Consider the following 14,481-nt stretch of genomic DNA (forward strand, 5'->3'; position numbering starts at 1 on the left):
TGCTGGATGTACGGCCTTTTGACTAGGACGGCCCAGGGCCGGGGCGCAAGGAAAAAATGCCCGCGACGCGCGGGCGCACGGGAGGGAGCATGGCGGCGAAGACGAAAAGAACCGGGCGGCGCGGGGCGGAGCCCGGGAGCCTGCAGTCCGTTCCGGGCATAGGCCCGAGCCTGGCGCGCGACCTTGAGCGCCTCGGATACGCGGACGTGGCGGCGCTGCGCGGCCAGGACCCGGAGGGCATGTACCGGCGGCTCATGGAACTCGAGGGCAGCCACGTGGACCGCTGCGTGCTCTATGCGTTCCGCTGTGCGGTCTATTTCGCGGACACGCCCGAGCCCGATCCGGAGCTTCTCAAGTGGTGGAGCTGGAAGTATGTGAACGTAAAAAAGACTGTGAGCAATTTATAGCCATTAAGGATGTGCTGATTGGTAAGGTGCCAATCAGAGATGGTATATGCCATGGAGTATCCATGGCATATGTGGTCATTCTTTTACTGCTGCAATTGCGTCGATAATATGTTCGTAGCGTGATTTATTGATAATATTTTTTTGACTCTCGTACATGTTTAAATAGCTTAAATATCCCCTCATCATTTCAATTTTATCAGTGTATTGCATTGGATTTTTCTGAGCATTGTGAAATAATGCTCTAATATTTCTTCGCAATGATCTTGGAGGGTTTATTTTTTGGTTAACAACTACGCCTGTAACATTTTGCTGTCCTCCACGAGAAGACACGCGAGTCTTTTGATAGTTTAAGGTCAGGTTATGTTTTTTCAAAAGATATTTAGAATAGTTAATTGCATTATAAATGCTGTTTTTTTCTTTTCCGCTGATTGTAATATCGTCTGCATATCTTGAATAAGATAATTCATTCTGTTCGCACAATAAACTAATTTCTTTATCAAAGTCAAAAAGATAGAAATTAGAGAGAATAGGGCTTGATGGTGCGCCCTGTGGTAAAAAGTCATCGTGTGTGCAAATCAATGATATAGCTCTAGACAGACCAATGCCAAAGAATTTGCTTAGTTTATGAACAAGATGTTCTGACTTTATTGATTTAAAATAATCAGCTATGTCAATGTTTCCAACGTATTTCTTCCCAACATGGATTGCCGCATTACTGATGATTGACTTTCCTCTTTGAAATGAATGGCATCCTGGATGGCACGGCAATTGAAATAAGAAATAGTCCACAATCCAGCGCTGAATAGTTTTCAAGAAAATACGTGGAGCATGGATAGTTCGCATACCGCCAGATGCTTTTCTGATTTCAAAAGACCGATAATATCGGCGTGAATTGTTGGATATTGCGAAGAGTAATTTGGAGCTTACGCCTATAGATAAAGCTAGGTGGATGAGCGAAAGACTATTTCTGTCGCACTCTGTCCCTACTGCAGCGTTCAATTCGTCAATAGATGCAAAAGAATATAGGTCAAAGGGATAAAATTCGGAGCGAGGCTTTGGACCAGCAAAACCTTTTAGCTGCTTGAAAGTCGACGGCCAATAGCGCCGGACGCCGGGGCCGGCGGCCGGTGCTATTGGCCGTCGACCTTGTAAAACATATCTAGTCTCCACGACTGGCGAATCGCCAGTCAATTCCAAGCCTCGCTCCGGACTTGAAGGAGAATCCTGTATATAACTAGCGGAATCTCGCAATAGAAACAACCGTATTTTATCTCGAGATTTCCGAATCCCAGGGCCTAAAGCCAATTCACCTTCTCGCGTAAGTGAATATATGTAGTCGACCCCGTCGAGTGCATATGCTAGAAAACCATTCTTTTGTAGCCAAGAGAATTTTTCTTTTATCTTCTGAGTCGTAGTATTGTTGAAGGCTTTAGGCAGCATTTCCTGCAAGAAGTGCCGCACAAGAGTAGGGCTAGCTGGCTGCAATATTCCAATGGACCAAAGAAGAATTTGAAGTTCATTTTTTTTCATGGGATAATGACACTGTGTTGTAAAATTTATTTGTTTGCAAAATTTTTATAATGCCATCAACGATAGAATCAAATTCATCAGTCTCGTTGTTGTTGTTAAGGTAAAATATTTTCCCATTTGCGTCGATTATTTGTACTGGTCCAAGATAGATGTAAGAGTTTTCATTTTTAAATGACTCATTTATTATCAAAATGAAAGTAAATTTTCTATCTGAATTGTAAATATGGCTGAATAGTCCGAGCTCTGAAAAAGATCCAGGGCTTGATGCGATAAGTACAATTGCGTCTGCACGTGTTGTAAGGAATCGTAATTCATTCGACTGTGCATCACCACCAAATTCCATCTGCAAATCTTGGAGTCCATCGTCTTCGCCGACTACAATGGTCAGCCCAGCCTCGCTAAGTTTTTCTTTAAGTATAAATCTCAATGAAGCTTCTTTTGGGCCAAGATCTTCCATCGTTGGTCCGCAAAGGAAAACAATGAACTCCTTTTCTTCTAAATTGTCACGCAGATCTTTTGCGTAATCTTGAACAGCCCTAGGCATAGGTTAGTTTTAAATATGGTGGTTTTGTTGTTGTGAAAATATATATCGTGTTAGGATATCATCCTTGATATTTCCCAGCAAGGATTTATTTGTCGTTATAGAAAAATATGTTGTCGCTCTGTTGACGACCTTCCGTTCTTGAAAGCCTCCCCGGCCTCGGCTACGATGACTCCCTTACACTTTGCGCTGGAGGAGTGCATGAGCCCCATTCCCGTTCCCAAGGGGTACAGCTTCGCGGCCGTGGCCGCGGGCTTCAAGAAGAAGGACAAGCTCGATCTCGGGCTGATCGTTTCGGAGAAGCGCGCCGTGGCCGCGGGCGTGTTCACCACCAACCTCTTCAAGGCCGCGCCGGTGCTGCAGTGCATCGAGTCGCTCTCCGTGCTGCGCGAGGCGCGCGCCGTGGTGGTCAACTCGGGGCAGGCCAACGCCTGCACGGGCGACGAGGGCCGCGTCAACTGCCGCCTGACCCTCGAGATGGTGGGCGAGCTGCTCGGCTGCGACATGGTGGAGCTGCTGCCCGCGTCCACCGGCGTCATCGGCCAGCACCTGAAGCTCGACAAGTGGCGCGAGGCCATGCCCGCGCTGAAGGAATCGCTCGGCCAGGCCGGGCCCGTGGAGTTCGCCAAGGCGATCATGACCACGGACACCTTCCCCAAGCTCGTCTGGCGCCGCATCGAGATAAACGGCAAGGAAGTGCGGCTCATGGGCATGGCCAAGGGCGCGGGCATGATCTGCCCGAACATGGCCACCCTGCTCGGCTTCGTCATCACCGACGCGGCCGTGGAGCCCGAGTGGTGGCGCACGGCGCTTCGCCAGGCCGTGGACAAGAGCTTCAACCGCGTCACCGTGGACGGCGACACCTCGACCAACGACACCATCGTCGCCCTGGCCAACGGCGCGTCCGGCGTGGACGTCTCCGAGGGCTGCTGCGACGACCTGGCCGAGGCCCTGACCGACCTCTGCCAGGCCCTGGCCTACATGATCGTGGAGGACGCCGAGGGCGGCACCAAGGTCATGCGCATCTCCGTGGTGGGCGCCTCCGACCGGCTGCAGGCCGAGCTGGCCGCCCGGGCCGTGGGCCACTCGCCCCTGGTCAAGACGGCCATGTACGGCAAGGACGCCAACTGGGGCCGCATCGTCGCGGCGCTCGGGCGCAGCGGCGCGCAGTTCGACCCGGACCAGGTCAGCGTGGCCATCGGCAACGTGACCATCTTCGACACCGGCCGTCCGGTGGCCGGGGACATGGACGCGCTGCTCGCGCCGCTCATGCGCAAGCAGGACGTGGACGTGCGCATCTCCCTGGGCCAGGGCCCGGGCGAGTACGTGCTCCTGGCCTCGGACCTGACGCACGAGTACATCTCCATCAACGCGGACTACAGGTCGTAGGCATGACCGGCGATCCGCATGATTCGGGCGATACGCACGATCCGGGCGAACAGCCCGGCCAGTGCGGAAAGAAGTGCGACGCCAGGGCCAACCTGGGTGGGCGCGAACGGCTGACGCGGCTCGCCGACTTCCTCTTCGAGGCGGGCATGCTGCGCAAGACCCCGCGCACGGGCTACCAGTTCCTGGGCAGCGGCTCGGAGAACGTGGCCGAGCACTCCTTCCGCACGGCCGTGGTGGGCTTCGTGCTGGCCGAGATGGCCGGGGCGGACGCCGAGCGCACGGCCATGCTCTGCCTGTTCCACGACCTGCACGAGGCGCGCACCGGCGACTTCAACTACGTCAACCACATGTACAACTCCTCGCGCCGCACCGACGCCCTGCACGACGCCCTGGCGGGCACCGGGCTCACAAAACGCGTCCTCGCCTTCTGGCACGAGCTGGAGGAGGTGGACACGCCCGAGGCGCGCCTGGCCCAGGACGCGGACCAGCTGGACCTCATCCTGAACCTCAAGGAGGAGCTGGACCTCGGCAACGCGTACGCGGGCAAGTGGCTGGAAAGCGCGCTCGAACGCCTGCGCACCGAGGAGGGCAAGGCGCTCGGGGCGCGCATCGTGAAGACCGACCACACGGACTGGTGGTTCAAGGGGCCGGACGCCTCGTGGTGGGAGAACAAGAACGGCAAGCGCCGCAAGACGCCCGCTGCGGATGGAAGCGCGGGCGACACGAAGAAGGAGTAGGCCGTGAGCCTCGACCTCTACCTGGCCTTCGTCCTGGCGACGATCGTGGTCCTGGTGCTGCCGGGGCCCACGGTCATGTACGTGGTCGGCCGCTCGCTCTCGCACGGCCGGGCCTCGGTGCTCTTCACCGCGCCCGGCGTGGCCCTGGGCGACTTCCTGTCCATGAGCTGCGCCCTGCTCGGCATGGGCGCGCTGCTCGCGGCCTCGGCCGCGCTCTTCACGGCGCTGAAGCTCTGCGGCGCGGCCTACCTCGTCTGGCTGGGCGTCAAGACCTGGCGCGCCGCGCCCACGGGCGAGGCCGCGGGCGTCGCCCGGACTGAAGATACAAGCCGTTTTTTCGGACCGCTCAAAAAGTGTCGGATGCAAGGCGCAAGAAAGATTCAATCCCGACGCGTATCTTTACATACGCGAGGGGGTGAATCTTTCGCGGCAACGCAGCAGACGGCGCTTTTTCAGCGGCCCGAGGTGCCGGGCGGCATGCTCTTCGGCCAGGCCTTCGTGATCACCGCCCTGAACCCCAAGAGCATCGCCTTCTTCGTGGCCTTCCTGCCGCAGTTCGTGCGCCACGACCTGCCGCTCGGCCCGCAGTTCGCCGTGCTCGTGCCCACCTTCGTGGTGCTGGCCACGGCCAACGCCGCGCTCTACGGCCTGCTGGCCGGGAGCGTGCGCGAGCGGGCGCGCGACCCGCGCGTGCTGCGCGTCGTGAACCGCATCGGCGGCGGCGCGCTCATCGGCGCCGGGCTCATGACCGCGGCCCTGCGCCGGACGGCCTCCTAGCCGGCCCCTCGACCGGCGGCAGCCCCTCCCGCAGCCCGTCCCGCAGTCCGTCCCGCGCTCTTTTCCGAGTCGTTCGGCCCGTTTTTCACCGCAGATCCGTTACCTCCGACCCCGTACCCGCGTTTCTCGCGCGCGAAAGCCTTGGCCCGCGCGGACTTCGTCCACTAAGGGGGTGTTCGGGACGTTTTCCCGCCGTCTTTTGCGTGGACCTGCGCGCAATCGGGGTGGTAGAGGGGTGGTCGCGCCGCACCCCGGGACACGGTGGCCGCCAGGCGAGCACCTTCAGCGTGCGGGCCGCGCGGATGCCGACGGCAGGGCCGGGCGCGAGGAGGGGGACATGCTGATCGCTGTCATTTCCGACACCCATCTGCCCGAACCCACGGCCTGGTTCCGCCGCATCTTCGAGCAGCATCTCGCCCAGGCGGACACGCTCGTCCATTGCGGCGACGTGACCGGCCCCGGCCTGCTGGCCTTTCTCGAGGGCTGCCACCCGGACTTCCATTCCGTGTGCGGCAACATGTGCGCCGGTCCGGTGCACTCCCGCCTGTCCGCGCGCCTATCCCTGAACCGCGAGGGCTTCCGCCTGGGCGTGATGCACGGCTACGGCCCGCGCTCCGAGGTCCCGGACTTCGTGGCCGACGCCTTCGGCCCGGACTACGACGTGCTCTGCTTCGGCCACACCCACCGCTTCACCTGGGCCTCGCGCGACGGCGTGCGCCTGCTGAACCCGGGCGCCCTGCAGGAGGGCGACGGCAGCTTCGCCCTGCTCACCCTCGAGCGCGGCCGCGAGCCCGAGGCGCGCCAGATCCTGGTGAGCTGACCGCCTCGGCCGGGGCCTTCGGCCACCGGTCCCTTCTCATTACGAAATCCCGTGCGGAGTTCTACCGGCCGCTTTTCGGCAGCTCAGGAGAGCCTGGCCGCGCAGCGCGCGCTGCGCAGGGCCATGAGCCCTTCCGCGCTGTAGAGCAGGATGCCCAGCCAGATGAGGGCGAAGGTCACGGCGCGGCCCGTGTTGAAGGGCTCGCCGAAGACGAAGACGCCGAGCAGGAAGTAGCAGGTGGGCGCGATGTACTGGAAGAGGCCGAGCGTGGTCAGGCGCATGCGCTTGGCCCCGGCCGCGAACCAGAGCAGGGGCAGGGCGGTGATGACCCCGGAGAGCACGAGCAGCGGCGTGACCGCCCCGGGCAGGCGCAGGAAGGCGCCCGCGCCGTCCGCCTGCAGGCGGCCCAGCCAGAAGAGCGCGGGCAGCATGGCCAGCGCGGTCTCCCAGAAGAGCCCGGGCATGGGCCGCACGTCCACTGTCTTGCGCAGCAGCCCGTAGACACCGAAGGTGAGCGCCAGGCCCAGGGCCACCCAGGGCACGTGCCCGTAGGCGACGACCATGTTCAGCACGCCCGCCGCGGCCAGCCCCACGGCCATGAGCTGGCGGCCGCGCAGTCGCTCGCCCAGCACGACCATGCCGAGCGAGGCGTTGACCAGCGGGGTCAGGTAGTAGCCCAGGCTGGCCTCGACCACGTGGTCGTGGTTCACGGCCCAGATGTAGATGAGCCAGTTGGAGCAGAGCAGCAGGCTGCCCGCGAGCAGGCAGAGCAGCGTGCGCGGTCCCTTGATCGCGGCGAATATCTCGCGGCCGCGGCCGAGCAGCAGGATGAGCAGGCAGGTGAAGACCGCGGACCAGAAGACGCGGTGGCAGAGGATCTCGAGCGCGGGCACGGCGTGCAGCGCCTTCCAGTAGAAGGGCAGCAGCCCCCAGGAGAGGAAGGCCGCAGTGGCGAAGAGGTAGCCTTTGGTCCGTTCGCGCGGGTCGAGCTGTTCGTTCATGCGGTGGTGTCCTCTGGCCGGGTCCGGGCCGCGTGCGGCCCGTGTTCGGGAACAGCAGGTCTACGCCCGGCGCGGGGCGGGCGTCAATTCGTGAATATCGAAGGGGGCCTTCGGCCGGACCGAACGCCCGGGAGTGCGGGGAAGGCCGCGGAAAGGAGCGGAGCACGGGACAGGGATGATGCTCCTGCTCCTCCCCGCGGCGCGGTCGGGAGAGGAAAGGGCGAAGGCGAGGGGCCGGTCGCGATGGCGCGACCGGCCCGCCCCGGGCGACACGCAGCCGGTCCGGGGCCGCCCTCGGGGTCGGGCGGCTTGCCTTCTGCTCCGGGGCTACTGGTTGTTGCCGTCGTCCTGCGGGCGGCCTTCGGACGGGTGATCCCCGGAGGGGCGGCCGCCGTTGTCGCCGCCCTTCTCGGGCGGACGCTTCATGTGCTCGCCGTTCGTGGAGCCGCGGCCGTCCTCGGGCGGGCGGCCCTTGCCGTCCTTGCCGTCTTTCCCGTCATGAGGCGGACTCTTCATGTGCTCGCCGCCCTCGGGACGGGCGTGCTGCTTGCCGTTGTCGTCGCGGGGCGGACGGCGCATCTCCTTGTGCTCCTCCTGGGACGGTTTGTCCTGGGGAGCCTGGTCCTGGGCGAAGAGGGTCACGGGCGCGGCCGCGAGCATGAGCGCGAGGGCCGCTGCGGCAAGGGGGGACTTCTTCATGAATTGCTCCTTTTTCTGATGGCCCGAAGCGCTCCGCGCGCTCCGGGCGAAGGGACCCGTTCCCGGACGACGCGTCCGGCCTGAGGGGCGCCACGGGCGCCATGGGGTGTCCCTTCACTAAGGGGCATGAATAGCCGCGCAGCGTAAGCGGCGTGTGTGCGCGTGTTGCAGAGGCGTTTCCCGGACCGGGAAAAGTGTTACCGCGTGCTTCGCGGCGGCTTCCTGCAACACGCCGCAACATTCATCTCCAGGGTGCTGAAAAGGCGCCGTCTGCGGCGTCGCTGCGAAGAGCCCGAGCCCTCGCGTATGCGGAATACGCGTCGGGCCTGGACTCTTCTTGCTCCTTGCATCCGGCCCTTTTTGAGCGCCCTGGAGAGATTTGGCTGAGGACGGTGGGGAGAAAATGAAGGGGAGGGCGGAGGGCCCTCCCCGGGGATTTCACGTGTAGTCCGCCGGTCGGCGGATGGCGGGCTACTGGTTGGAGCCGTCGCCCCCGCCGCTGCCGGAGCCGCCGCGGTTCATGTCCTGGCGCCGGTTGTCGTGGCGCTCGTTCTTGTCGATGCCGCCGCGCTGCACGTCCTGACGGCGGTTGTCATGCCGCTCGTTCTTGTCGAGCTTGCCGCGGTTCACGTCCTGGCGGCGGTTGTCGTAGTGCTCCTTGTCCTTGCTCTTTCCCTTGCTCTTGCCCTGCGCCTTCTTGTCGTACTTGGAGCCCTTTTCCATGCGGTTCTCGTGCTCGCGCTTCCCCTTTTCCATGCTCTGGCCGTCCTTGCCGTGCTCCTGGCGCTGCATGTGCTGCTCGCGGGAACGCTGCTCCTGCCGGCGCTGCTCGGGCCGCTGGCCCTGGCCGGGCCGGGGCTGGTCCGGGGTTTTCGAGGGCGCGGTCTGGGTGGGCGCTGTCTGGGTGGGCGCGGGCTGCTGCGGGGGCTGGTCCTGGGCGAGCAGCGGCATGGGGCCCGCGGCCAGCGCGAGCGAAAGGACGGCGGCTGCGAGGTGCGATTTCTTCATCTGTGACTCCTTTTGCCGGACAGGGGCGCGATCCAGCGGCGAAATGCCGCGGCGCCCCAGGCATGGATTCCATCAATGAAGCATAGCATATGCTCAGGAATTTCATCAATACTTTGCTCAGGACGCTGAAAAAGCACCGTCTGCTGCGTCGCTGTGAGGAGTTCGAACCCTCGCGTATGCGGAATACGCGTCGGGCTCGGACTCCTCTTGCTCCTTGCATCCGGCGCTTTTTGAGCGCCCTGAGGGAGCCGGGCTTTGTGGTTCCTTGGGGGAGCGATCCACGCCCGAACGGGGCGTGTCCTTTGCCTGAAGTGCCGCGCGCGAAGGAGGTCAAGGGGTAACCCCTTGCGGGGAGGGTCCAGGGAGGGCGAGGAGCCCTCCCTGGTCAGGGCGCTGAAAAAGCACCGTCTGCGGCGTCGCTGCGAAGAGTCCAGACCCTCGCGTATGGGGAATACGCGTCGGGCCTGGCCTCTTCTTGCTCCTTGCATCCGGCGCTTTTTGAGCACCCTGAGGGAGCCGGGCTTTGTGGTTCTTTGGGGGAGCGATCCACGCCCGAACGGAGCGTGTCCTTTGCCTGAAGTGCCGCGCGCGAAGGAGGACAAGGGGGTATCCCTTGCGGGGAAGGCCCGGGGAGGACGATGGTGGAAAAAAAGAAGGGGAGGGCTGGATGCCCTCCCCGTGGATTGCTGTGCTGTGGGGTCCGGCGAGCGGCCTATGCGCGGATGATCGTCTGCTCGCGGCCGGGGCCGACGGAGACGATGGAGGCGGGCACGCCGAGGAGCTCCTCGATCCGCGCCACGTAGGCCCGGCAGTTGGCCGGAAGCTGGTCGAAGGAGGTGGCGGCCGTGATGTCCTCGGTCCAGCCGGGAACGGTCTCGTAGACCGGGGTGACGCGGCAGAGCGCGTCCTGCTCCTGCGGCGGGTAGTCCAGGCGCTTGCCGTCCAGCTCGTAGGCCGTGCAGATCTTGAGTTCCTCGAGGCCGGTGAGCACGTCGAGCTTGGTCAGGGCGATGCCGGTGGGGCCGTTCAGCCTGCCGGACTCGCGCAGGATGACGATGTCCAGCCAGCCGCAGCGGCGGCGGCGGCCCGTGGTGGCGCCGAACTCCGCGCCCTGCTCCACCAGGAAGTCGCCGGTCTTGTCGGACAGCTCGGTGGGGAAGGGGCCGGAGCCCACGCGGGTGGTGTAGGCCTTGACCACGGTGACGATGGCGTCGAGCTTGTTCGGCGCGCAGCCCGCGCCCGCGGCGGCGTTGCCCGCCACGGTGTTGGACGAGGTCACGAAAGGATAGGTGCCGTGGTCGATGTCCAGATGCGTGCCCTGGGCGCCCTCGAAGAGCACGGGCCTGCCGCCGGACATGGCGTTCTCGATGACCGCGGGCACGTCCTGGATGTATTCCTTGATGCGGCCGCACAGGGGCAGGGCCCAGGCCATGACCTCCTCGACGCACATCACGGGCTGGCCGTAGAGGCCGAACAGGGCGTTCTTCTCCAGCAGCGCGGCCTCGATCTTGGCGCGCAGGAGCTTCTCGTCCAGCAGGTCCGAGGCGCGGATGCCGATGCGCGAGGCCTTGTCCTCGTAGCAGGGACCGATGCCGCGGCCCGTGGTGCCGATCTTGCCCGCGTCCTTGGCCGTCTCGCGGGCCACGTCCAGGCGGCGGTGGTAGGGCATGATCACGTGCGCGCGCTTGGCTATCTTCAGGCGCTCCGGGGAGGCGTCCACGCCCTTCTCGACGAGGGTGTCGATCTCCTTGAGGAAGACCTCGGGGTCCAGGACAACGCCGTTGCCTATGCAGCAGATCTTGCCGGAGTGCAGGATGCCCGAGGGGATGAGGTGCAGGATGAGCTTGCGGCCCTGGACCACCAGCGTGTGTCCGGCGTTGTTGCCGCCCTGGAAGCGCACGATCACGTCGGCGCGCTCGGTGAGCAGATCGACGATCTTGCCCTTGCCCTCGTCGCCCCACTGGGCTCCCATGACTACGGTATTTGACATTGGTTCCTCCCTTGGGGGATGATGCGGCCCTCGCGCCCGTCTGCGACAGTGCTTTGCGCCAGAGCCCTCTTGCGGTAAAGGGAAGCAAGCCGTCTGTCAATCGCGGTCGGGCAAAACATCACATGGAGTTCATGCGCACAATACGTCGGGACTGGCCCGCATTCGTCATCCCTGCTCTCCTGATCTGTCTGGAGGCGTGGCTTCTCGTGGCTCGCCCCGTGGTCGTCCCGCGCCGCCGCTCCACGGTGCTGCGCATCGCCGCCGCCCCCTCGGAGCTGGTCAACGCCCGTCTCTCGCCCTATGGCAAAGGCTTCGAGCACGACCTGGCCGAGGCCTTCTGCCGCGCCCACGGCCTCACGGCGCAGTGGGTCTACCTGGACTCCTGGAAGCAGGGCTGGGATATGCTGGCCGAGGGCAAGATCGACGTGCTGGCCGGGCCCGGGCTGCGGCCCCCGGTGCCGGACGACAAGGACAGCCCGTTCTGGGGCGGCCCGCGCTACGCGGCCACCGAGATCCTCGTCCTGAACAACGTGGACAGGAACCCCCTGGACGATCCGAGCGAGCTCTGCGACGCCCCGCTGCTCCTCGAGAACATCCAGACCCTGCCCGCCATGCTGGCCGACTGGCTGAAGCCCCGCGGCTGCCACACGACAGCGGCCTGGACCACCGAGCTCGGCCAGGAGAAGCTGCTCTCCATGATGGACGACGAGGCCGCGCGCTACGCCGTGGTCGAGGCGCGCCTCTACCAGCTCTGGCAGCCCTTCGTGCCCTCGGTGCAGCCCTCGGAGCACACCGGCCGCCACGTCTTCCGCCGCTGGTACTGGCGCAAGGACTCGCCCCAGGCCGACAAGCTGCGGGAATTCTGGCGCGACACCGGCAAGGCCGTGGCCGCCGAGCTCGGCGTGCTCTACTTCGGCTTCCTGCCCCCGCCCTCGGAGTTCGACTACTACGAGGCCTGGCAGCTCCGGCAGACCATCCACGACCAGCTCCCCGCCTACCGCAAGGCCATCCTCGCCGCGGCCAAGAAATACGACCTCGACCCCCTCTTCCTCACGGCCGTCATCTACCAGGAGTCGAACTTCGACCGGCACGCCACCAGCCCCACCGGCGTGCGCGGCCTGATGCAGCTCTCGCAGGCCACGGCCGAATACCTCGGCGTGTCCGACCGCACCGACCCCCGCCAGAGCATCATGGGCGGGGCCAAATATCTGCGTGAGATCTACAACGAGCTGGACGGGGAGGGCTTCTCGCCCTGGAACAGGTGGTTCGTGACGCTGGCGGCCTACAACCAGGGGCTCGGCCGCACCCGCGACGCCATGGCCCTGGCCGAGGACATGGACATGTCGTCCAAGTGGCGCAACATCCGCCGGGCGCTCAGGCTGCTCGGCCGCAGCCACTCGCGCCGCGCCGAGGCCGCCTACTCGGGCCGCACCCAGGCCGCCTACTTCGTGCGCAACATCCGCTTCTACTACTACTTCCTGAAAGGACTCTCAGTCCTCCCGGGGCGTGAGGCGGATGACCTTGCCCCCCTTGCCGGAGCCCTTCCGCCCTCCTGGCCCGGAGGGAGCTGAGCCCGAGGACGACCCCTGGCCCTCGCGGCCCGGAACGGTCAGCGGCGTCAGGGACGAGGCGGGAGGCACGGCCGGGGGCGCCGCGTGGCCGGACGCCTCCTGGCTCTGGGCCCAGTGGTAGTTGAAGAGCTGGTTCTTGAAGCGCATCCCCTGGATCATGGACAGAGCGATGACCGCCTCCTCCCAGCGCTTGCTCGGCTCGAAATTCTGTACGATCTCGGAATACTTGTCCCACAGGGACATGAGCGAGGCCTCGTCATAGGCGTTGAGCTGCCTCGCAAGCTTGAGCAGAGCTTTCTCCACGCGTTCCTCCTTGATGGCGGCGGCAGACTACCAGATTCGGCATCGGGCCACCAATGCAAATTTGCCCTGTCCCCCGGCCGCGTGCTAAGGATTACCCGCGCGGCCGGAGCCCGGCGCGCGCCGTTTCCATACGGCCACATCGCCCAATACCGCCCCATATCGCAAGGAGCCGACGCCGCCATGAGCAGCTTGAAGGACATGTACAAGACCATCCAGGACGACCCGTTTCCGCCGGAGATGACCATCACCCTGGGCGGACAGACGCTTACCTACGCCAAGCGCACCTGGACCATCGACGGCGAGGAGCGGGGACTGCGCTACGGCGAGAACCCGGACCAGCCCGCCGCCCTCTACGAGCTCACCGCGGGCTCCCTCGAGCTCGGCGGCGTGCGCTTCCGCGGCCCGGGCCAGGGGCTGGTGGCCGCCCTCACCGAGGAGCACATGCTCCAGGCCGGAAAGCACCCCGGCAAGATCAACCTCACCGACGTGGACAACGGCCTGAACATCCTGCAGTACCTCTCCGCCAAGCCCGCGGCCGTCATCCTCAAGCACAACAACCCCTCGGGCGCCGCCTGGTCCGACCAGGGCCTGGCCGACGCCCTGCACAAGGCCTTCTTCTCCGACCGCATCGCGGCCTTCGGCGGCACCATCGTGGTCAACCGCGCCCTGGACCAGGCCACCGCGGAGATCATAAACTCCTCCTATTTCGAAGTCGTGGCGGCCCCCTCCTACGAGCCCGCCGCGCTCGCGCTCCTCAAGTCCAAGAAGAACCTGCGCATCCTCGAGATCCCCGGCATCGCCCGCCTCCCCGAACTCGGCGCCGAACCCTTCCTCGAGTTCAAGTCCCTCATCGACGGCGGACAGGTCGTGCAGTTCTCCTTCAGGAACCGCATCCGCACCGCGGCCGACTTCCTGCCCGCCCAGGCCACGGACAAGGACGGCACCACCGTCATCGCCCGCGCGCCCAGCGCCCGCGAGGCCGACGACCTGCTCTTCGCCTGGGCCGTGGAGGCCGGGGTGACCTCCAACTCCGTCATCTTCGTCAAGGACGGCGCCACCGTGGCCATCGGCACCGGCGAGCAGGACCGCGTGGGCTGCGTGCAGATCACCGTCAGCAAGGCCTACACCAAGTACGCCGACCTGCTCTGCTGGGAACGCACCAAGACCTCCCTCTACGAACTCATGCACAAGGCCGTGGAAGACGACGAGGCCGCCGAGATCCTGCACGAGATCGAGGCCGCGGCCGAAGAGGCCCAGGGCGGGCTCACCGGCACCGTGCTCGTCTCCGACGGCTTCTTCCCCTTCCGCGACGGCGTGGACTTGGCCATCGAACAGGGCGTCACCGCCATCGCCCAGCCCGGCGGCTCCATCCGCGACACCGAGGTCATCGCCGCCTGCAACCAGGTTGCCCCCCAGGTCGCCATGGTCTTCACCGGCCAGCGCTCCTTCAAGCACTAGGCCGCTGAAAAGGCGCCGTCTGCGGCGTCACTGCGAAAAGCTCGAACCCTCGCGTATGTCATGATACGCGTCGGGCTCGAGCTTTTCTTGTTCCTTGCATCCGACACCTTTTGAGCGGCCTGGGCAGGGCGCTGAAAAAGCACCGTCTGCGGCGTCGCCGCGCGCATCGATTTTCGTGGGGAAGGGGGAGAAGGGACCCTTTGAAAAGGGCTCCCTTCTCCCCCTTCCCCACACCCCATCCCCCTCATCC

Annotated in this window: 14 protein-coding genes; 7 read left to right on the plus strand and 7 right to left on the minus strand. The window is 64.1% G+C overall.

Features of this window, described 5'->3' with window-relative positions:
* Positions 1-89 precede the first annotated feature (89 nt).
* Positions 90-407, plus strand: coding sequence for a helix-hairpin-helix domain-containing protein (locus tag DSX2_RS05935; RefSeq protein WP_020880255.1), 318 nt, complete (start codon positions 90-92; stop codon positions 405-407).
* Between the two features lie 75 nt (positions 408-482).
* On the opposite strand, the gene DSX2_RS17995 is transcribed toward DSX2_RS05935, so the two are convergent.
* Positions 483-1,937, minus strand: coding sequence for a retron St85 family RNA-directed DNA polymerase (locus DSX2_RS17995; RefSeq protein WP_020880256.1), 1,455 nt, complete (start codon positions 1,935-1,937; stop codon positions 483-485).
* Positions 1,924-2,481 carry a hypothetical protein gene (locus DSX2_RS18250; RefSeq protein ID WP_152512855.1) on the minus strand — a complete coding sequence of 186 codons (558 nt, stop codon included), beginning with the start codon at positions 2,479-2,481 and terminating at the stop codon, positions 1,924-1,926. The genes DSX2_RS17995 and DSX2_RS18250 overlap by 14 nt, the downstream gene beginning before the upstream one ends.
* Before the next feature lie 198 nt (positions 2,482-2,679).
* Here DSX2_RS18250 and argJ point away from each other — a divergent pair, with 198 nt between their 5' ends.
* The 4 genes from argJ (at position 2,680) to DSX2_RS05955 (ending at position 6,201) form a co-directional block, all read left to right on the plus strand.
* A complete protein-coding gene (argJ, locus tag DSX2_RS05940; protein ID WP_020880257.1) occupies positions 2,680-3,867 on the plus strand; it encodes a bifunctional glutamate N-acetyltransferase/amino-acid acetyltransferase ArgJ in 1,188 nt (395 codons plus the stop codon).
* Between the two features lie 2 nt (positions 3,868-3,869).
* Positions 3,870-4,604 (plus strand): HD domain-containing protein, encoded by a 735-nt coding sequence (locus DSX2_RS05945; protein ID WP_020880258.1) that lies wholly within the window; start codon positions 3,870-3,872, stop codon positions 4,602-4,604.
* Positions 4,605-4,607: 3 nt separating this feature from the next.
* Entirely contained in the window at positions 4,608-5,381 is a 774-nt protein-coding gene (locus DSX2_RS05950; RefSeq protein WP_020880259.1) for a LysE family translocator, read from the plus strand.
* Between the two features lie 337 nt (positions 5,382-5,718).
* Positions 5,719-6,201, plus strand: a complete 483-nt coding sequence (locus tag DSX2_RS05955) for a metallophosphoesterase family protein (RefSeq protein ID WP_020880260.1) — start codon at positions 5,719-5,721, stop codon at positions 6,199-6,201.
* A gap of 83 nt (positions 6,202-6,284) precedes the next feature.
* Here the strand turns inward: DSX2_RS05955 and rarD are convergent, their stop codons facing one another.
* The 4 genes from rarD to DSX2_RS05975 form a co-directional block, all read right to left on the minus strand.
* Positions 6,285-7,202 (minus strand): EamA family transporter RarD, encoded by a 918-nt coding sequence (gene rarD / locus DSX2_RS05960; RefSeq protein ID WP_020880261.1) that lies wholly within the window; start codon positions 7,200-7,202, stop codon positions 6,285-6,287.
* Positions 7,203-7,529: 327 nt separating this feature from the next.
* Positions 7,530-7,901, minus strand: coding sequence for a hypothetical protein (locus tag DSX2_RS05965; protein ID WP_020880262.1), 372 nt, complete (start codon positions 7,899-7,901; stop codon positions 7,530-7,532).
* A gap of 471 nt (positions 7,902-8,372) precedes the next feature.
* A complete protein-coding gene (locus tag DSX2_RS05970) occupies positions 8,373-8,909 on the minus strand; it encodes a hypothetical protein (protein ID WP_020880263.1) in 537 nt (178 codons plus the stop codon).
* A 712-nt stretch (positions 8,910-9,621) separates the two neighbouring features.
* Entirely contained in the window at positions 9,622-10,899 is a 1,278-nt protein-coding gene (locus tag DSX2_RS05975; protein WP_020880264.1) for an adenylosuccinate synthase, read from the minus strand.
* A gap of 131 nt (positions 10,900-11,030) precedes the next feature.
* Between DSX2_RS05975 and DSX2_RS05980 the strand changes: the two genes are divergently transcribed.
* A complete protein-coding gene (locus DSX2_RS05980; RefSeq protein WP_020880265.1) occupies positions 11,031-12,470 on the plus strand; it encodes a transglycosylase SLT domain-containing protein in 1,440 nt (479 codons plus the stop codon).
* On the opposite strand, the gene DSX2_RS05985 is transcribed toward DSX2_RS05980, so the two are convergent.
* Positions 12,390-12,773: a hypothetical protein gene (locus DSX2_RS05985; protein WP_020880266.1), complete on the minus strand. Its 384-nt coding sequence runs from the start codon at positions 12,771-12,773 to the stop codon at positions 12,390-12,392. The genes DSX2_RS05980 and DSX2_RS05985 overlap by 81 nt on opposite strands.
* Positions 12,774-12,953: 180 nt before the next feature.
* Between DSX2_RS05985 and DSX2_RS05990 the strand changes: the two genes are divergently transcribed.
* Complete coding sequence (locus tag DSX2_RS05990) at positions 12,954-14,231, plus strand: AICARFT/IMPCHase bienzyme (RefSeq protein WP_020880267.1); 1,278 nt, start codon at positions 12,954-12,956, stop codon at positions 14,229-14,231.
* Positions 14,232-14,481: the final 250 nt, after the last annotated feature.

This window comes from Desulfovibrio sp. X2 (assembly GCF_000422205.1).
Taxonomy (GTDB): Bacteria; Desulfobacterota; Desulfovibrionia; order Desulfovibrionales; family Desulfovibrionaceae; genus Alkalidesulfovibrio.